Genomic DNA, 17,289 nt, shown 5'->3' on the forward strand with positions numbered 1-17,289 from the left:
TTTGCTTACTTTAAGTGACCGAATTAGCTTTTGCCGTTGATAACTTTTACTTCAGGCTGCTTTGCTTCGTAGTGCGCGTGGCTGTACTCGATCCAAGAACCGTCGTAGTTGTATACCTCTTCCGCACCCAGCGCTTCAGTTAGTACCATTGTTGTGTGCGCAGAACGAACACCAGACTGACAGAAAGCGATAACTTTCTTGCCTTTGATCACGTCACCGTAAAGTGCTTTTAGTTCTTCAGAAGACTTAAGCGTTGTGTCAGCGTTTACAGATTGAGTCCAGTTGATGTGAACACTGCCCGGGATAGAGCCAGGGCCGAATGCTCCTTTCTTAGTTGCGCTGCCATCAAACTCGTCAGTACCACGAGTATCGATGATTACCCAGTCGTCACTGTTTTGAGCTGCAATTACCATATCCAAGGTTGCAAGAGTGCTTGCTTCCTGAGCCGCGTTTGGTGCTTTGTAATCAGAGCGAGCAACTTGTACGTTAGCTTTACCCGTTTCGTAACCTGCACCAATCCATGCGTTCAGACCACCATCTAGGTAACGAACATCCTGGTGACCAAGGTTTTTGATTTGCCAGTACAGACGTGCAGCATCGTGGTGAGAGTTTGCCGCGTAAACTACGATAGTAGAGTCAGCAGTAGCACCGTAGTTGCTAAGGATCTCTTCCATCTCTTCAGTTGTGTTACGCATACCACCGAATTCGTACTCGCCACTTTTCGCTGAGTAGTCGTTACGCCACATAGTGAAAGAGCCAGAGATAGGGCTGTCAGGCTTTAGAGGGTTAAGCGCACCGATAACGACAACGTCTTTATCGCTGTTCATCATTTGTTTTAGCTGCTCAGCAGAAATGAAGTGTTCAGCATGTGCATACTGACCAAATTTGCTGATTTGCTCAGAGGTATCTACCGATACTGCTTGAGCTGCAAACATTGACTTGTACGTTGGGTAACCAATAGCTACAGCCGCTGCCAATACACCTAGTGCGATAGTCGATTTTTTCATTAGATTGCTTCCATAATGTTTAGAAAATTTATCGCCTGACTCTTGAATCAAACGAATTGAATTTGGTGTGAGGTACATGAGCATTTTTTTATTCATTTTTTGTTGCTCTGTGCGGATTTAGCGATTACCTCTTAATAGGTATGGATTTTGTGGAAATTAGAACTCTGACTCTATTGTGGTTTTCCACAATAATGGTGTGTGATTGATCTAAAACAACAAAGTTAGCAAGGTTTAAAGTGATAAAATATGCACGTGATTTTTTAGGAAAACGATTGATAAGTGATTGATAACTATTCTCAAACATTAAGACGGTTAATAATTCTTCTTCTAGGCTTAATGTTCTGCGCGACGGTATATGCGCAACAAAAACAAAGAGAAACCTTTGATGTCGGAGTGTTGGCATTACGAGGGCATGATCACGCTAGACAAGCTTGGGAACCAACTGTGGACTGGCTGAGTTCCGAGAGTTCAGAATATAAATTTCAGCTTCACACTTATGACTTCGACCAGTTGGAAACGGCGTTTCTTAACAATCAGTTAGACTTCATTCTGACGAGTCCGGGGCAGGCGACGAAGCTAGCCCGTGAGTTTCCTATTAGCTGGCTTGCAACACAAAAAACGGCTTATAGCGATATCCCGAATAAGTCTATAGCTTCTGTGGTGATAGTCAGAGAAGACTCGAAATATAAGAAGCTTTCGCAGGTTGACGAAGCGAGAATAGGTGCAGTGTCAGAAAAAGCCTTCGGTGGTTTTCTGGCATTGAGATATGAAGTGGATAAGTTAGGTTTTTTCAGTTCGTCTTTCTTTAAGAACATTGAGTTTACCGGCCCGCCAACCGATCAAATTATCTTGGATGTAATAAATCATGATCGTGATGTTGCGATTGTGCCAGCTTGTACTTTAGAGAGTTTAGTGGCAGAGGGGCGAGTTAATTTAAAAGACGTGCGCGTCCTGAATGAACAGCGGCCAGCCAATTCGATCTGCGCAGTGAGTACTCCTCTCTATCCTAACTGGACGCTCGCAATGACAGAGCGAACGCCAATTGAAGTAGGGCAGTACGTTGCCCAAACACTGTTTGCAATGCCGAGTGACCACCCTGCGGCCTCGGCTGCAAATAATAAAGGCTGGATGCTGGCGGTACCGAGTGTGGATGTTGATAATGTATACAAACATCTCGATCTACACCCGCTGCAGAAAGACTTTTCTGAGAGTGCGACGGGTTGGCTGGTGAAACATCGCTCAGTCGTCATCGTGATACTGCTATCCTTTTTAGTTCTGACCCTATATCACATCTCTTTGGCGTGGCGCTTCAAGCACAACCAAAGGAAATTGTCATCAACATTAAACGACCTGAGAACAAAGAGCAGTTTGTTGGAATATGCTCAGCGTGTGACGATTGTCGGTGAATTAGGCAGTAGCCTCGCGCACGAGATCAACCAGCCCCTAGCTGCAATAAAGAATTACAGTCAAGGCGCGAAAAACCGATTAGAGCAGGGTGTTACACCAGAAGAACTTGAACCGGTGCTGAACAGAATTCAACAACAGGTCGGGGTTGCCAGTGACATTATCCAAAGGCTGCGTGCTTTAATTAAGAAAAAACCGGTTGAGAAACGTTGGGTTGATTTGCGTGGCTTGATTTCAGAGTCAATAAAGCTGGTGGAATATGAGTTTGAACGTAAAGGCGTTCGTCTGCAAGTAGCTTTCACCGGAGTTGAGCGCTTGGTTTACGTTGACCCTACAGGCTTCCTTCAAGTGATGCTCAATTTATTAACTAATGCCAAAGATGCATGCCAGAGTCATGACAATCCGTCTTTTCCGTTATTAGTCACTATCGACATTGTTTTTGGTGACGATCAGCTTTCGATTGATGTTATTGATAATGGTATCGGCTTTGATGAAAGCAAAATCCCTCTGGAACAGGTTTTTTATACGACTAAGGCTGAAGGGCTCGGGCTCGGGCTTGCTATCTGCCGGGATATCATTGAAGCGCATTCCGGCACGATACGATTCTTACATGTTGAACCGACAGGCTGTCAGGTTTCCATTCAATTACCTTACCTGGAGGAAAACGATGCGTCGTGATCAATACCCACTTTATATTGTTGATGATGAAGAATCGGTGCTGGAATCTATGGCGTTTATGCTTGAGAGCTATGGCTATCGAGTAGAAACATTTAATCTGGGGCAAGGGTTTCTTGATGCGATTGACACCGATCAGATAGGTTGTGTGTTACTGGATAGTCGAATGCCGGGTCTCAGAGGCCAAGATATTCAGAAAATACTCAGCAATCAGAACAGCGCGTTAAGCATCATCTACTTAACAGGCCATGGCGATATACCTATGGCGGTAGAAGCGTTAAAAAGTGGTGCCATTGATTTTTTTCAAAAACCGGTTGATGGAGATAGTCTGGTGACTGCTATTGATAAAGCCATGCAGGCTTCTGAATCTAGCGCAAAGGGATTTGCAGAATCTAAAGCGATCGAGTCGTTAACTCAACGGGAAAGAGAAGTGCTGGATTTAATTGTTCAAGGTAAAAAGAATCAGCAAATGGCAGATGAGTTATGCGTCTCATTAAGAACCATCGAAGTGCATCGCTCTAATGTGATGAAGAAGCTTGAAGCCGACAATTTGGCGGTGCTCATTCGTAAAGTAGGGCATTTGATTTAAAAACAAAAAATGGTTTAGAAATAAAAAAGCAGCCGTTTGGCTGCTTTTTAATAATATACCCAAGTCATTCTCGCTGAACCGATCATCTTGAGGTTAATCAGTATATCAATTGGTTAATTAACCCAATCACGAAGAGTAAATGTTAACTCATGCTCTGAATTTTTAAGAACTAAGCCATCTTTAGTCAGTGTAATATCACTCCAGTCAGATAGCGTTGTAGACATTGCTTTCTCGATATTCATGATGTCACCAATACACATTTTCATGGTCATGCCCATTTTATCGATGCGTAGTTGGTTATTTTTCAGCTCAGCCTGACCAAAGAAATTGTTACAGCCAGCATTGCCGTTAGCGGTCAGATTTTCACCAATTTCCAGGCGGGGTGCTTTTTGGCGTTCGGTAAGTTCGATCTTGTTACCATCAATCTGAACCAGCTCCCAATTATGGTGCTGTAAGTCTTGAGCCGTTATTTCTTTCACATTGTCACCGTTGCTTGTACATGCCGTCATTAGAACAGGTAGGGAAATTGCAGCAACTAACGTTTTTAGACTAAGCTTCATTTAATAGACTCCGTTATACAAAACGAGGATAAGTATACGTAATAAAACACTGTTTTTGTCAGTATACGGTAATAGTTTGATATAACGCAGCTCATTGCAGTACATGTTACTGATTAGCACCGATCTACGGTTGGAGTAAGTTACGAGAATAAAAGAACGGTTTTAGCATGGAGCAATTGGAGTTTTTTACTGTCCCCAGTCCTTGTGTTGGCATTTGTAGTGCCGACGAGAAAGGGTATTGCAAAGGATGTATGCGCAAAAGAGAAGAGCGGTTTAACTGGCAGAAATACACACCTGCTCAGCAGCTCTACGTGATTAAGTTATGCCGTCAGCGTTACAGAAGAAAAATGTCAGCAAGTAAGGGGAGGGCTGAGCAGCCAAAAGAAGCTATCTCCCCACAGCAAGATCTGTTCTAATGAGATTTATTCCCGGCTCGTGGTTTCTTTGTGAACCAAGAAGCTGTGAGCCGGGAAGCTTCTAGCTATTATCCTAAATGGCGTTATTTCATTGACCAAGTATCGCTAATCCAGCCTCCTGCTTGTTCGTCGAAGTGACTTCCTGCAAATCGGTGGTTCAGTTCAACATCTAACTTGCTTGTCGGGCGTTCATCCATAAGTCGGTGGATATACTTCGCCATAGGATCAGTACATGCTTCTCGCTCTCTGCGTACGACCACTTCTTTGATAATTTCAAGTCTGTAGCTCTTGCTGGCTCGTTTCATTTTTCACCTCCAGAACTCGATGGCAGCATTTGACACATATTGGCGTCCGGAACACTGCTCATTGGTGTCGCATTGAGGCGAATCACCTTAGTTTGGAGTCTAAAAGACAAGTCGTTTGAGAGCAGAAGTTATAACGCCATTTACGTCTTTCTTACAGTTGCTCTCAATAACGTCCAAAGTTGTGCGGAAAGTTAATTAACGAGTCTGTATATAAGAAAGACCTTATCAAACATAGAAGCCCGATATGGGGGCGTCAACAACATAAATGAACAATTTTTGAACAATTTGTGAAGGTGGAATATTTTCAGAGATTTAAGAGAAATAAAAAACCGGAGCCTTAAAGACCCCGGTCATATTCGTCAGAAATTTTGGTTCGTGTCTGAGAGCAACCTCTTCATGAAGAGATTACATTGTTAATCACCTGTCGCCGGGCAGCCTGTTACCGACTGACCATTGCTGAAGTACTGAATGTTGCCTAAGTTCTTTTCGTAGTCCGCAGCTGAAATCTGAGGGTTTTTGACGAAGAATTCGCGAAGAACGTAAGCGTCTGTCAGCTGAGTCGATTCAACGTCGATTACAGGGTAATCATCACCGCCTGCGGCGCTGAAGCTGATTACAGAAAACGTGTATTCGGCGTCTAGTTCAAATCCCTTATTGTTAATATCAGTGATTGTTACCGAGCCAGCATCACAGTCAACGTCCAGCGTAATGTTGTCTAACTGAGCGTAAGCACCAGAGCCGGCAGATTTCGTTGCTACTACGTCCAGATAGTCTTCAACTTCCTGACCTGTCATGGTCGCTTTAGTGACGAAGTTACCGAAAGGTTGTACTGTTAGTACGTCTCGGTAGGCAATGTCACCTGCTGGAATGGAATCACGCACGCCACCAGAGTTCATTACACCAAAATCAGCATTTACTAATTCGTAAGTACGGTAAGCTTCACCAAGCAGGTGACCCAGGTTAGTTTGCTCTGAACGAACAATGGCACGGTCGCCTTCTAGCTTACCGTCTGTATTGGAGATCACTTCCCCTAACAGTTCCTGACCTTGATCCTGGTAAACCTGAAGGGTTTGTTTCACCTCCGCATCAGGTTCAATGTACCCGCCGATAAACTCGTCGTTCTCATCGAGTAGGTTGACTGGTATTAGTGCGTAGTTTGCCAGGTGTAGCTTACCGTCGTAGTACTCGAAGTCTGCACGGCCAACATATTTACCCCACTCGTGCGCCTGCATAATGTAAGTACCGTTTTGCTGATCTGGCGTACAGTCATCACCTGGGGTGAAGTCCGCATAGTCGTTTGTGCCAGGCTCCATACATACAGGGTTTTGTGAGTGGCCACCAATGATGGCATTCAGCTGTCCTTCTTCAAGTGAACGAGCCAGCATTACGTCACCAGGTGCTTCACTGCCGTAATTACCATTTTGGTAGTGACCCATATGTGTGGTTGCGAAAACCAGGTCGACGCTTTCGTTCTCTTCAATTTCTTTTAAGACTTTTTGAATCTCTACTTGAGGAGCTTCGAAGTAGATATCCGCAACGTTGTCTGGGTTTACCAGTTTGGCGGTCGCTTCCGTTGTCAATCCAATTACCGCGATCTTAAGGCCATTAAGAGTAAAAACTTTATAAGGAGCGAAATAACGTTCGTCGGTCACGTTGCCTTCAGAATCTCTCTTATAGATATTGGCCGCCAGCATAGGGAAGTCTGCCCATGCAATTTGCTTGTTGAGGACATCGAGAGGGTTGTCAAACTCGTGGTTACCGACGGCCATCGCGTCGTAACCCAGCAGATTCATCCCCATGAAATCCGGTTCAGCATCTTGCATGTCTGACTCAGGCACACCTGTGTTGATATCACCACCGGAAAGGAGAATAGATTCACCACCATTTGCTGTCACGTCTGCACGAAGAGACTGGATTAACGTTTGACGTGCAGCCATACCATACTCGCCACTGTCGTTTTCCCAGAAACGGCCGTGGTTATCGTTAGTGTGAAGAATGGTGAATTTTGTACATGAATCTGCTGCTTCACAGCTGATAGCAATGGTATCAGTGTCTGAGTCACATCCAGCAAGAGCAATACCAACCGAAAGTACCAAGAGCGATTTGGAGAATTTCATAGGGGGATCCTTTTTCGTGATTTTGTTATTATTACGGCGTGCAATATACTGATTAAATTTGATATTTTAGTGATCTGTGTCTTATTTATACTTGTATCAAATAAGCGAGTTCATAACCTTTTAAACTCCGTCGATAAATAAACAGAATCGGTTTTCAGTTAATATTCGACGTTTTCTTTAACGTAATTTTGTGAAGAGGATAGTTGAATGCACGCTATTTGTATGAATTAGCGTACATACAAATGAGATCTTGATCGCTCTTGAAAGGGTTTATTTTTTATCTCAATAGTTTCTCAGTTAAGAGATAGAGAATTTCTGATTTTTGTGTTTGGCGGCCATTTTCTGAATAGGGTATTTAAGAAAGAAAGCGTATATTTCTGTTCAAACAACAGTATGAGTAACTATCTTCGGGGAGCGGAGAGTAAGAAGTGAGTTTTTTGACTTGGCTTAAATAGTAAAACCCCGGAGGTGGTAAGTCTCCGGGGTTTTGAAATTTTTTAGATGTCTCGGTTGGTAAGTCCGATTATCTGTTATGCAAAAGGTTTGGATTTAATCCGAGTAATTCCTTGGTAGGGAATTAGATACGGATGAAGTCCATGTGTTCAACTTTTGGCTTGAACGCGTGACGTTGAACGTCTTGTGGCTTAACTTTAACTTCTTTGCCATCGATTACTAGAACTAGACCTTCGTAGAACTCAGGCTTGTCCATTTGGTTGATGACGTCGTCGTGGTTAAGAACGATAGCTACTGCTGCTTCTTCACCGCCGTATACAACTGCAGGGAATTTGCCAGCGTGACGTAGGCGGCGGCTCGCACCTTTACCTAGTTCAGTACGTACTACTGCTTCGAATTTCATAGTATTTACTCTCAAATTAGTAAAATAAAATTTTCACAGTCAACAATGCGACCTTGTTGTCCGTGGTAAGGCTTGAAACAGGAACTGTTCAAGCGAGCGCGGATACTATCATTCCGCCCAGAATTCAGCAACCCAAATCGTACCTAAATCAGCAAAAACACCCTAATAAATGTTGTCTAAGTTGCTCGTTTTACTTGTTTAGGACAATAAATGTTCTTTTTACCCCTATTTTCACCGCTTTCTATATTAATGGAGAGATTACGAAGACATGAGCTGAAAGGGGTTAAGTACGACTTATCTGTAATGCCAGCGTTGCTTTTAAGCCGCCCATATTGCTCTTATCCAGTGTTAGCTGGCCACGGTAGCTGTGTGCCATTTCACAGACAATGTTTAAACCCAGCCCCGATCCCGGAGTTGCTTCATCCAGCCTGAATCCTCGTTGCGTAACCTTAGCTAGCTGTTCTTTAGGAATACCCGGACCATCGTCTTCAATAATGATTTGGACGTTATCTTTGTCTTGTACGGAATGGACGCGAATCATGTGTTTCGCCCACTTGTAACCATTCTCAAGCAGGTTACCTACCATCTCGTCGAGATCGGTTTTCTCGACGGCAACGTTTAGTTCGGAGTCGAGCTCGTTAACTAGTGTTATATCGCGGTGGGCATAAACCTTATCAAATGCCATCGATATGGCATCAACTCGTTCCGCAGGATTGGCTTTAACAGAAAGAATGTTCATCGAGCCTGCCATTCGAGCCCGGCCCAGATGATAATCTATGTGCTCCTGAATTTGCTTAAGTGGCTCTTCTAACCGAGATTGAGTTTTCGGCTCTAGTGTTCGCACTTCATTTTTGAGGACGGATAGCGGCGTCTTTAATGCGTGTGATAAATTCCCGGCATGATTGCGTGCTCTTTCCAAAAGCTCCTGGTAGTGGAACAACAACGCATTCAGATCGGCAATTAAAGGTGAAATTTCTTTGGGGTAAGTCTCTTCTAAACTCTTTTTGTTTCCTGATTTAAGCTCAGCGAGCTCTTTCTGCAGTTTCGTTAAGGGGCTTAAAGACCAGGCAATTTGCAGCAGAATAACCGTGAGTACGCCTGCAAACAGCAAACCTAAGATTAACCACAATTGCCCGATTAAGGTTTGAAGGGTGCTTTTAATCGGGCCTTCATCAATACCGACAACAACATGAATCGGCCCGTCATAGTCTGGCAGATAGAGAACCTTTTCGAGAGTGACCAACTTTTCGTTTCTCGCACCATAAGCACCTTTATCGTGCGCTTTATATTCAATTTTTTGGTCCCATAATGAACGTGAACGCACTAGGCTGGTTTTGGTTGAGGCGCTCCAGTATAGCCCGCTGTACGGTTGTCTGAATCTCGGGTCAGAGAGCGGCGCTGCTAGAGCCAAATGCCCACCACGGTGATCGACTTCTAATTGAGCGGCGATTTCGTCCATGAAGACACTCAACTGCTCGCGAGAATCGTCCACCATGTAGTGATAGACCTGAGTAGGAATAATGACGCCTGCGGCAAGAATCATCGCCGAAAGCCAGACGACAGCTGCTAACACTAGCCGGCTTTTGATACTAAGCCGTTTTAATGTATACAGAGGCAGCCGATCTCTAGTCTGCATTTAACTGATACCCCAAGCCCCTAACGGTTTTGATGATTTTAGGTGCTATTTTTTTACGGATTCGGCCTATAAAAACCTCGATCGTGTTGGAATCCCGGTCGAAATCCTGTTTGTAAATATGTTCGACGAGCTCCGTCCTGGAAATGACTTTCTCGGGATTATGCATAAAGTAGGCGACCACTTTGTATTCCAGCGCAGTCAAATTTACCGGTTTACCTTTCCACATCACTTTAGACGTGCGGGTGTCCAGACTTAAGTCACCGATTTGCATGACAGGGGCAGCGTTACCAGATGCTCGTCTTAGTTGGGCTCGGATACGAGCAATTAACTCAACCATCTCGAACGGTTTGGTCAGGTAATCATCAGCCCCGGCATTCAGTCCTTCAACTCTTTCCGTTAACGTGTCACGTGCACTGAGAATAACGACTGGCGTATTAATGTTTTCGTCCCGAATGCCTTGCAGCACGGCTAAGCCATCGAGTTTAGGTAAGCCGAGATCGAGAACAATGACATCCCATTCTTCTGATTTTGCTCGATAGAGGGCGTCAACCCCGTCTTGAGAGAGTTCGGGTACCCAGCCCGTACTTTCCAGGGTCTCAATAATTTGCTCACCGATACGAGGATCGTCTTCGACTACAAGTATTTTCATGGTAGTGTTCTTATTGTTGTGTCTTTAGTGCTTTATTGAAGTTACGACCTCTGACCTCGAGCATTTCTAAGGTCGCAGCATCGTATTCAACTTTAAGTACGCTGTTGTCGAACAGGATTTTGAGTTCATAAATCCATTCATTGTCATCTTCTTCCAGCTCCACTTTAATAATACGCCCATACAGGTCTTTCTCGACAGTGGCATAGAGATCTGAAAACGGTCGGATGTGGCCATTTTGGACTGCGCGGTACACCTTATCCTGATCTTCACCAAACTCTATCTGAGTTCCGGGTTTGACGACATCTTGCACCATGGCATGGCCGTCTTGTGACGCGACCATATCAAGCTGCTGCGCGAATATTGGTGCTGAAGCCAGCATAGGAATCAGGCCGAAGAGCAATGTAAGATGCTGAGAGCGGGTTGGTTTACTCATAACAAAACCTTTGCTGAACAAAAACGTCTCTACACACTGTAGTCAGCGAGAGATGAACAGAAAGTGAATCGGTTATTTCAGCTCATCATCAAATATTTTATCTCGTAACTTCCAAAAGCGTCCTGACTTTCTGGCAATCACGAATTGTGGCAAACGAAAGCGGTGTTGATTGGCGACAACGCGAGTCGGTGATGCCTCTTCAAACGGACGATGTTTATCTGCGAGGTGAGGGCGGACAAACTGATCTCTGAAGTTCTGCTTTTGCTTTTTGGTGTTGAGCGACCAAAACTCATGAACCAAAGCATGGCCTTCACCCTGGTACGGCTCACCGGAGTAGGAGACCTTGAGCTGAGATTTTCCATCGTTACTTTTAAACACCGAAAGATCCATTTCAGTACATTCGAAGATTAGCGCATCTTTCAGGTTAAGTGCTTCTTTCAGTTTTTTGTCAGGATCAACTAATGTCGCATCACATTCGTGGCAAATTCGCGCTGCTATGTCGTTATCGGCACCGCAATCACCGCAATATTTTGCTCTGAACCTGTAACCGCAGTGTTCACGCTCGCCGGTTTCTTCGTCTTCGAAGTAACCCTGGCAACGGCGGCCAAAGTGTTCCAGCAAAAAGCCATTGCTGTCTAATTTGCCCCAAAAGTTGTTATTGAAACCGCAGGCAGGACAGGGGATGGTAATGATCTCGCTGGTGGAATCTGGCTTAGGATCGCCGACTTCAGGCTGGTACAAGTCATAACTGTTCCCAGCGTAATCGAGAACTAGACATTCAGTTTTACCTTCTGACAAGCGTAATCCGCGCCCAACGATCTGCTGATACAGGCTCACCGATTCTGTCGGTCTTAAAATAGCAATCAGGTCTACGTGCGGCGCATCAAAGCCGGTGGTCAGAACCGATACATTAACCAGATATTTTATCTCACGGTTTTTAAAGGCCTGGATTATTGCATCCCGTTCCGGTGTCGGAGTATCGCCAATCACTATAGCGGTTTCGCCTTCAGGCAAGAGCCCGTGGATCTCCTGAGCGTGACGAACGGTGGCCGCAAAAATCATCACCCCGTGACGTTCGCTAGCGTGCTGGATAATCTGCTCGACGATTTGTGGCGTGGCGCGCTTGGCCTTGTCGATCACCATGTCCATTTCTGCTTCTTTATAACGACCCGTATTAGCTGGTTTAAGTTGAGAAAAATCGTAAGACAAAACGGGAGCATCCATCATGCGCGCTGGAGTCAGAAAATTTTCATCGAGTAAGTAGCGAATTGGCAATTCGAAAATACAGTCGCGGAAAAAGCGAGACTCTTCTGTGCGTACCTGTCCGCGAGTGTGGTACTGGTAAATCCAGCCCATACCTAATCGGTACGGAGTAGCGGTAAGTCCAAGAACTTTAATACCTGGGTTAAGCTCCCTGAGGTGAGTGATCACTTTTTGGTAGCTGCTGTCTTTGTCATCAGGTACGCGGTGACACTCATCGATGACCAGCAGGGAGAATTGGTTTTTGAATGAATCCAAATTTCGGACTACTGACTGAACAGAGGCGAACACGACTTGTTGGTCTGTTTCTTTTCGCCCAAGACCTGCTGAGAAAATGGAGCCTTTTAGATCGTAACCTTCGTACTTGGCGTGGTTTTGCTCCACCAGTTCTTTAACGTGAGCCATAACTAGAACTCGCCCCTTAGCCAGACGGGCAAGTTCTGCTATTACCAGACTTTTACCCGCGCCAGTTGGCAGCACAATCACTGCGGGAGTCGAATGTTTACGAAAGTAATGAATGACTGCTTTAACAGAGTCTGCTTGGTAGGGGCGAAGTGTATACATGAAAAAATGTGAAATTGCTCAACTATTCCGGATAGGAAGGCTATAATACCTGACTTTTATACCCAAGTGACCTTTAAGCGCAAGATTCAGGTTGTGTACTCGTCTTTCAAGCCGAGAGTGAGAGGTTGCTTGGGTATAATTCAATGAGGTATTCATGCGTTTAGATAAATATTTGTGTGATGCTCTGGGTGCGACTCGCAAGCAGGCAACTAAGATCATCAAAAGTGGCGAAGTAACAGTAAATGGTGAAATTCAAAAAAGTGGTGCATTCAAGGTATTAGAAGGTGCCGAAGTTATGTGGGAAGACCGTGTCGTTGGTGCGCCGGGCCCTCGCTATATTATGTTGTTCAAGCCTGCTGATTTCGTTTGTTCGCACGAAGACAGTTACAATCAAACCGCATTTGTACTGCTCGATGAGCCGAAAGTCGAGAACCTTCACTTTGCTGGCCGACTAGACGTGGACACTACAGGTTTAGTGTTAATTACTGATGATGGTAAGTGGTCTCACCGCATTACTTCTCCAAAGCACAAATGCGAGAAAACCTACCGCGTTTGGCTGGCAGATGCGATTCAGCCTGATTACGCAGAAAAGCTGGCTCAAGGGATCATGCTTCGCAATGAGCAGGAAGCGACATTGCCTGCGCATTTAGAAGTAGTTAACGAAGCGGAAAATGAACTGTTGCTGACCATCGTTGAAGGTAAGTATCACCAGGTAAAACGTATGTTTGCGGCTTTGGGTAATAAGGTCGAGTATCTGCACCGTGAGCGTATTGGTGCTATCGAACTCGATGAAGCTCTGGAACCTGGCGATTACCGTTATTTGACTCAAGAAGAAATTGATTCTGTTTGGGGTTAGTACAACACACTAGTCCTACAACTTAAGGTAAAAGAATGACCGAAAAAGTTCAAAGTGCGCCGCAATCCCAACTCTCCTTCCTACTTTTCATAGTACTTGGGGCGATTGGTGCACTAACACCGCTTGCTATTGATATGTACCTGCCGGCTATGCCTGCGATCGCGAAAGATCTTGGTGTATCTCCGGGAGCAGTGCAGATTACGTTAACAGCATACACAGCGGGCTTTGCTATCGGACAGTTGCTCCACGGGCCGCTTTCTGACAGTTTTGGACGCAGACCTGTACTGATTCTTGGGGTGTTTTTCTTCGGTGTCGCAGCTGTTGTAAGTGCAACCACAAATGGTATTGACGCGCTGACTTATGTCCGGACTGCGCAAGGTTTTGCCGGTGCTGCGGCAGCGGTAATTATCCAGGCTGTCGTTCGCGACATGTTTGAACGTGAAGATTTTGCCCGCACTATGTCGTTTGTGACTCTGGTAATCACAATTGCACCTTTAGTTGCTCCAATGATTGGTGGTCATTTAGCGATTTGGTTTGGATGGCGCTCGATTTTCTGGGTGCTAGCTATATTTGCGATTGTCGTGATTTTGCTCGTTTTCTGGAAAATTCCAGAAACGTTAAAACCAGAAAATCGTCAACCACTGCGTTTCCGTACCACAATTAAAAATTACGCACGTTTATGTTCCAGCTCAGAAGCGTTAGGTCTGATGCTATCCGGTGCATTTTCGTTTTCCGGGATGTTCGCTTTCCTTACCGCAGGTTCATTTGTATATATTGATATATACGGTGTCCGACCTGATTACTTTGGTTACCTGTTTGGATTGAACATCGTTGCGATGATTATCATGACCAGCATCAACGGCCGCTTGGTTAAAAAGGTTGGGTCACATGCCATGCTTCGTTTTGGCTTGTCTGTTCAGCTTTTGGCGGGAATCGGCTTACTGGTTGGTTGGTTAATGGGCGCAGGTTTATGGGGTATGGTACCTTTTGTAGTGCTCTTTATTGGTACGTTGTCGACCATTGGCAGTAATTCGATGGCACTACTTTTGAGTGGTTACCCTTCAATGGCAGGCACGGCGTCATCTTTGGCGGGCACATTAAGATTTGGCACCGGTTCTCTGATTGGTGTTCTTGTGGCCGCTTTACCCGGTGATGTCGCATGGCCAATGGTCATCGTAATGTTTGCTTGTTCTGTGCTTTCAGCACTGTTTTATTGGACTTTAGGAAGAAAGGCGTAATGTCGGACTACACCAAAGAAATTCAAAATCTGGTTAACTCTGCACTGGCAGATTTAGACCAAGAGCACCGCTCTGGAAAGTTGGCTAATGCCCCTGTTGCGAACAACCACTATCTGGTACGTTGGGTCACTAAGGCTCTGAAATCTCAGAGCTTTGGTAAAGCAGTTAGCAATGACCTGACTCGTTGGCAAAAAGCAGGGCGCTCAAAAGGTAATGATGCTGGGCTGTTGTTTATATTTAAACGTATTTCTGGTTTCTACGCTCAGTTCTTCCCTGAGGGTGAAGACGTCAAAGTGATTAAAGACTCTGATGTTGAGGCTTTTCTGGATGTGATGGAGCAGGCTAATTGGGAAGTCTCTACCTCTGAGCCGCTGGTGGGCTTCGGTAAAGTGCAAATTTTTACTGAAGGTCAGAATTCACTGGCATTATGTGCTGACCAGTGTGAAAGCTGCTTTGATGGCGAGCTGCTTGTCAAACCAATGAGCTGGTTTGTTCGTGGCAACCATGCTGAGTTTGTTGAAAAAGCTGCGCAAGCTGGTTTTATGGTTCACAAGGTAACGGATTATAAATCGATGGTGAAATATCACGGTGAATACCTAATATTCCCTGCTAACCAAGGCGATCAGTTAGCTGAAATTCCATTGAGCTTTCAAGCTTAGTTGAGAGACAAGACAGCGAAAATAAAAAAGCCTCAGACTGACAATCTGAGGCTTTTAGCTTTTAACTGGTGGACTCACAGCGTCAGAAACGGAATTTCCAGTAAACGCCGCCGTAAACACCACTATAGTCTTGCAGAACATCACCCATATTGCTCACTTCGTTGTTGAACAGGTAATCATCTTCAGAGTAATCTTCATAACGAATGTTGAGCTGAACGTTTTGGTTTTCTGAGATGGCGTAATCTGCAATAGCTTCAATACGTGAGGACTTGTACTCATTGTCCGGGTACTGATAACCGCTAGAGGTAGTCGACGATTTACTGTCAGCCTGACTATAGCTGTAGTCGATGGAGACAGTTAACTTATCCTCGAGAAGCCCTTCTTTGCTTACTCCAAATCCAACGGTGGTGATGTCGTCTTTAAGCTCCGTTTTGTAGCGATTCCATCCAACTACGTCAAAATTCGCTTGTAGCTGCTCTGATCGAATCACTTGCTGATTAAGGAATACGTGACCATTGAGTCCTTCGGCTAGGTTAAAGTTGACGCTAACATCATAGCCGTAGTCTTCGCCTTCACTGAGACCGATGTCTGGTTTCGCATAATCATCATAGCCATACCAAACTTCTGCGAGGACCTGAACACTTTCTGATACGTCGTAACTACCATCTCCCCGTAGTTCAAAGCGGTTTTTATCGGCTAGGTAAAACTGTCGTAAGTTTGGTGAGTCGCTGCTCGAGTTTTGCCACGAGGAGCCGTCTCGGGATGTGTAGGATAGCTTACCACCGAGTTGCCACGGTGCATCTGGACGATACTGAGTGCCTACATACACGTTATGTTCATCGGTACGCTTGCGATCAGCATAATCCCGCTTGTCTTGGGTATAGTCATACCCAGCATTCACTCTGATATCTCGGTTGACACGATGCGTCACTGCCGCTTCTAATTTGGTTTTGGTGCGGTCATAGCTCTCACGGGTCGCACCGACGACGTCATGTCTTTCTGATTTGTCGTCTTTGTCCAGGTAGTCGGCAGAGACTTTCAGTGAAGTGTTGCGCGAGATCTTATTATGGTAGTCAGCACTAATTTGCCATGTATTTGTCTCTCCGTGAAACGTGTCAGAGTTAGCCGGGGAAGAAGGGTATGGCAGCAAGCCACTTTCAGAAACCGCTTGTGACCATAAAATTCGTCCGTTGAAGGTATGCTGATCCCAGCGGTAGTTACCTGTCACAGCAAGCTGATGGAAGTCATTATCCGGTTCGTTAGAAATCTGATTCTCATAGGGATTGGTGTACCCACCGTAGTACAGTGCAGACATATCATTGCGGAAGAAAGAACCTCGATAGGCTACGTCTACTAACCAGAGATCTTCCATATAGCTCAGACCTACTTCGGTATTCAGCGTTTCGTGGTCAATGTTTTTGGGGATAAAGCCGGGGCCGCTGCCATAGCCTGGTATTGTTGTCGAGTAGAGGGAAGTAGTGCCTTCTTTGTGTTCATGTTTCATTGACGCGTATGGCTTCCAGGGCGTTTGGGGGGTGTACTTGAGTTCTAATTTAAAGGTCTCCCGCGTCACCTCATGGTCATATTTACCTAAATCACCACTGGTTAAAGTATTACGGCTGCCGTGATAGGCACTCAATGATGAACGGTTCCAGTAATACGGGGTTTCACTGTAACTTCCGAGGAAACGCAAACCGTCATATTGACCTACTTCCCACTGAACTAAGAATCGTTGTAACCCGAGATCCTCCACCAGTATGCGATTGTAAAAGCCTTCATCTTCGTAACGTTCCAGATCCGCGCTCAGGCTAGCATTGAGGTGTTCTGTTTTCGCGTCATAAACCGGTGGGTTCCAGTTATAAAAGCGAGTAGAATCGTCGTTGTTGAGAAAACCGACACCAAAGCCAAATTCACTGCTCCAAGAACCATCACTACTACAGGCAGTACAATTCCAGCGACTGGTATTTGCCTCTTTGGCGTTCTGCAGTGAGTAATCGTCTGCGTAAGCTGCTAGTGAAAAAGCAAGGGAAATAGCAATGCTAATCTTTGAAAGTTTCATGCTACC

Annotated in this window: 16 protein-coding genes; 6 read left to right on the forward strand and 10 right to left on the reverse strand. The window is 45.1% G+C overall.

The genetic code is table 11. The features are described 5' to 3' along the window. Positions 1 to 23 precede the first annotated feature (23 nt). On the reverse strand, positions 24 to 1,007 hold the full coding sequence (locus KHN79_RS05780) for a rhodanese-like domain-containing protein (protein WP_182008057.1): 984 nt from the start codon (positions 1,005 to 1,007) through the stop codon (positions 24 to 26). Between the two features lie 279 nt (positions 1,008 to 1,286). Here KHN79_RS05780 and KHN79_RS05785 point away from each other — a divergent pair, with 279 nt between their 5' ends. Both KHN79_RS05785 and KHN79_RS05790 read left to right on the forward strand, forming a co-directional pair. Continuing rightward, positions 1,287 to 3,089 carry a sensor histidine kinase gene (locus tag KHN79_RS05785; protein WP_182008056.1) on the forward strand — a complete coding sequence of 601 codons (1,803 nt, stop codon included), beginning with the start codon at positions 1,287 to 1,289 and terminating at the stop codon, positions 3,087 to 3,089. After that, entirely contained in the window at positions 3,079 to 3,675 is a 597-nt protein-coding gene (locus tag KHN79_RS05790) for a response regulator (RefSeq protein WP_182008055.1), read from the forward strand. The genes KHN79_RS05785 and KHN79_RS05790 overlap by 11 nt, the downstream gene beginning before the upstream one ends. A 113-nt stretch (positions 3,676 to 3,788) precedes the next feature. On the opposite strand, the gene KHN79_RS05795 is transcribed toward KHN79_RS05790, so the two are convergent. Beyond that, the gene (locus KHN79_RS05795) at positions 3,789 to 4,235 is read right to left on the reverse strand and encodes an META domain-containing protein (protein ID WP_182008054.1); all 447 of its coding nucleotides are present in this window, start codon (positions 4,233 to 4,235) and stop codon (positions 3,789 to 3,791) included. Positions 4,236 to 4,402: 167 nt separating this feature from the next. On the opposite strand from KHN79_RS05795, the gene KHN79_RS05800 reads away from it, so the two are divergent. Beyond that, positions 4,403 to 4,651 carry a DUF1289 domain-containing protein gene (locus tag KHN79_RS05800; protein ID WP_182008053.1) on the forward strand — a complete coding sequence of 83 codons (249 nt, stop codon included), beginning with the start codon at positions 4,403 to 4,405 and terminating at the stop codon, positions 4,649 to 4,651. 83 nt (positions 4,652 to 4,734) lie between these two features. On the opposite strand, the gene KHN79_RS05805 is transcribed toward KHN79_RS05800, so the two are convergent. The 7 genes from KHN79_RS05805 to KHN79_RS05835 all read right to left on the reverse strand — a co-directional run bounded on the left by KHN79_RS05805 (position 4,735) and on the right by KHN79_RS05835 (position 12,471). After that, complete coding sequence (locus KHN79_RS05805) at positions 4,735 to 4,956, reverse strand: hypothetical protein (protein ID WP_182008052.1); 222 nt, start codon at positions 4,954 to 4,956, stop codon at positions 4,735 to 4,737. A gap of 413 nt (positions 4,957 to 5,369) precedes the next feature. After that, complete coding sequence (gene ushA, locus KHN79_RS05810) at positions 5,370 to 7,073, reverse strand: bifunctional UDP-sugar hydrolase/5'-nucleotidase UshA (RefSeq protein ID WP_182008051.1); 1,704 nt, start codon at positions 7,071 to 7,073, stop codon at positions 5,370 to 5,372. Between the two features lie 577 nt (positions 7,074 to 7,650). Then, complete coding sequence (gene rplY / locus KHN79_RS05815; RefSeq protein WP_041156551.1) at positions 7,651 to 7,929, reverse strand: 50S ribosomal protein L25; 279 nt, start codon at positions 7,927 to 7,929, stop codon at positions 7,651 to 7,653. Positions 7,930 to 8,212: 283 nt separating this feature from the next. Then, positions 8,213 to 9,565: an ATP-binding protein gene (locus KHN79_RS05820; RefSeq protein ID WP_182008050.1), complete on the reverse strand. Its 1,353-nt coding sequence runs from the start codon at positions 9,563 to 9,565 to the stop codon at positions 8,213 to 8,215. Then, positions 9,555 to 10,214, reverse strand: coding sequence for a response regulator transcription factor (locus KHN79_RS05825; RefSeq protein WP_182008049.1), 660 nt, complete (start codon positions 10,212 to 10,214; stop codon positions 9,555 to 9,557). The genes KHN79_RS05820 and KHN79_RS05825 overlap by 11 nt, the downstream gene beginning before the upstream one ends. Positions 10,215 to 10,224: 10 nt before the next feature. Then, positions 10,225 to 10,647 (reverse strand): hypothetical protein, encoded by a 423-nt coding sequence (locus KHN79_RS05830; RefSeq protein WP_182008048.1) that lies wholly within the window; start codon positions 10,645 to 10,647, stop codon positions 10,225 to 10,227. 72 nt (positions 10,648 to 10,719) lie between these two features. Continuing rightward, on the reverse strand, positions 10,720 to 12,471 hold the full coding sequence (locus KHN79_RS05835) for a DEAD/DEAH box helicase (RefSeq protein WP_182008047.1): 1,752 nt from the start codon (positions 12,469 to 12,471) through the stop codon (positions 10,720 to 10,722). Between the two features lie 154 nt (positions 12,472 to 12,625). On the opposite strand from KHN79_RS05835, the gene rsuA reads away from it, so the two are divergent. Genes rsuA through KHN79_RS05850 form a run of 3 tightly spaced genes read left to right on the forward strand, consistent with a single transcriptional unit; the run spans position 12,626 to position 15,224 of the window. Continuing rightward, positions 12,626 to 13,327 carry a 16S rRNA pseudouridine(516) synthase RsuA gene (gene rsuA, locus KHN79_RS05840; RefSeq protein ID WP_182008046.1) on the forward strand — a complete coding sequence of 234 codons (702 nt, stop codon included), beginning with the start codon at positions 12,626 to 12,628 and terminating at the stop codon, positions 13,325 to 13,327. Between the two features lie 35 nt (positions 13,328 to 13,362). Further along, complete coding sequence (locus KHN79_RS05845; protein WP_182008045.1) at positions 13,363 to 14,565, forward strand: Bcr/CflA family multidrug efflux MFS transporter; 1,203 nt, start codon at positions 13,363 to 13,365, stop codon at positions 14,563 to 14,565. Further along, the gene (locus KHN79_RS05850; RefSeq protein ID WP_182008044.1) at positions 14,565 to 15,224 is read left to right on the forward strand and encodes a DUF2913 family protein; all 660 of its coding nucleotides are present in this window, start codon (positions 14,565 to 14,567) and stop codon (positions 15,222 to 15,224) included. The genes KHN79_RS05845 and KHN79_RS05850 overlap by 1 nt, the downstream gene beginning before the upstream one ends. Before the next feature lie 82 nt (positions 15,225 to 15,306). Here KHN79_RS05850 and KHN79_RS05855 read toward each other — a convergent pair whose 3' ends face one another. Further along, positions 15,307 to 17,283 (reverse strand): MtrB/PioB family decaheme-associated outer membrane protein, encoded by a 1,977-nt coding sequence (locus KHN79_RS05855; protein WP_182008043.1) that lies wholly within the window; start codon positions 17,281 to 17,283, stop codon positions 15,307 to 15,309. Between the last annotated feature and the right edge of the window lie 6 nt (positions 17,284 to 17,289).

The organism is Vibrio sp. B1FLJ16, assembly GCF_905175385.1.
GTDB lineage: Bacteria > Pseudomonadota > Gammaproteobacteria > Enterobacterales > Vibrionaceae > Vibrio.

Excerpts from the sequence above, each read along its gene's own strand:
- KHN79_RS05780 (WP_182008057.1), bottom strand. The coding sequence starts at position 1,007 with ATGAAAAAATCGACTATCGCACTAGGTGTATTGGCAGCGGCTGTAGCT.
- KHN79_RS05790 (WP_182008055.1), top strand. The coding sequence starts at position 3,079 with ATGCGTCGTGATCAATACCCACTTTATATTGTTGATGATGAAGAATCG.
- KHN79_RS05795 (WP_182008054.1), bottom strand. The coding sequence starts at position 4,235 with ATGAAGCTTAGTCTAAAAACGTTAGTTGCTGCAATTTCCCTACCTGTT.
- KHN79_RS05800 (WP_182008053.1), top strand. The coding sequence starts at position 4,403 with ATGGAGCAATTGGAGTTTTTTACTGTCCCCAGTCCTTGTGTTGGCATT.
- KHN79_RS05805 (WP_182008052.1), bottom strand. The coding sequence starts at position 4,956 with ATGAAACGAGCCAGCAAGAGCTACAGACTTGAAATTATCAAAGAAGTG.
- ushA (WP_182008051.1), bottom strand. The coding sequence starts at position 7,073 with ATGAAATTCTCCAAATCGCTCTTGGTACTTTCGGTTGGTATTGCTCTT.
- rplY (WP_041156551.1), bottom strand. The coding sequence starts at position 7,929 with ATGAAATTCGAAGCAGTAGTACGTACTGAACTAGGTAAAGGTGCGAGC.
- KHN79_RS05820 (WP_182008050.1), bottom strand. The coding sequence starts at position 9,565 with ATGCAGACTAGAGATCGGCTGCCTCTGTATACATTAAAACGGCTTAGT.
- KHN79_RS05825 (WP_182008049.1), bottom strand. The coding sequence starts at position 10,214 with ATGAAAATACTTGTAGTCGAAGACGATCCTCGTATCGGTGAGCAAATT.
- KHN79_RS05830 (WP_182008048.1), bottom strand. The coding sequence starts at position 10,647 with ATGAGTAAACCAACCCGCTCTCAGCATCTTACATTGCTCTTCGGCCTG.
- KHN79_RS05835 (WP_182008047.1), bottom strand. The coding sequence starts at position 12,471 with ATGTATACACTTCGCCCCTACCAAGCAGACTCTGTTAAAGCAGTCATT.
- rsuA (WP_182008046.1), top strand. The coding sequence starts at position 12,626 with ATGCGTTTAGATAAATATTTGTGTGATGCTCTGGGTGCGACTCGCAAG.
- KHN79_RS05845 (WP_182008045.1), top strand. The coding sequence starts at position 13,363 with ATGACCGAAAAAGTTCAAAGTGCGCCGCAATCCCAACTCTCCTTCCTA.
- KHN79_RS05850 (WP_182008044.1), top strand. The coding sequence starts at position 14,565 with ATGTCGGACTACACCAAAGAAATTCAAAATCTGGTTAACTCTGCACTG.
- KHN79_RS05855 (WP_182008043.1), bottom strand. The coding sequence starts at position 17,283 with ATGAAACTTTCAAAGATTAGCATTGCTATTTCCCTTGCTTTTTCACTA.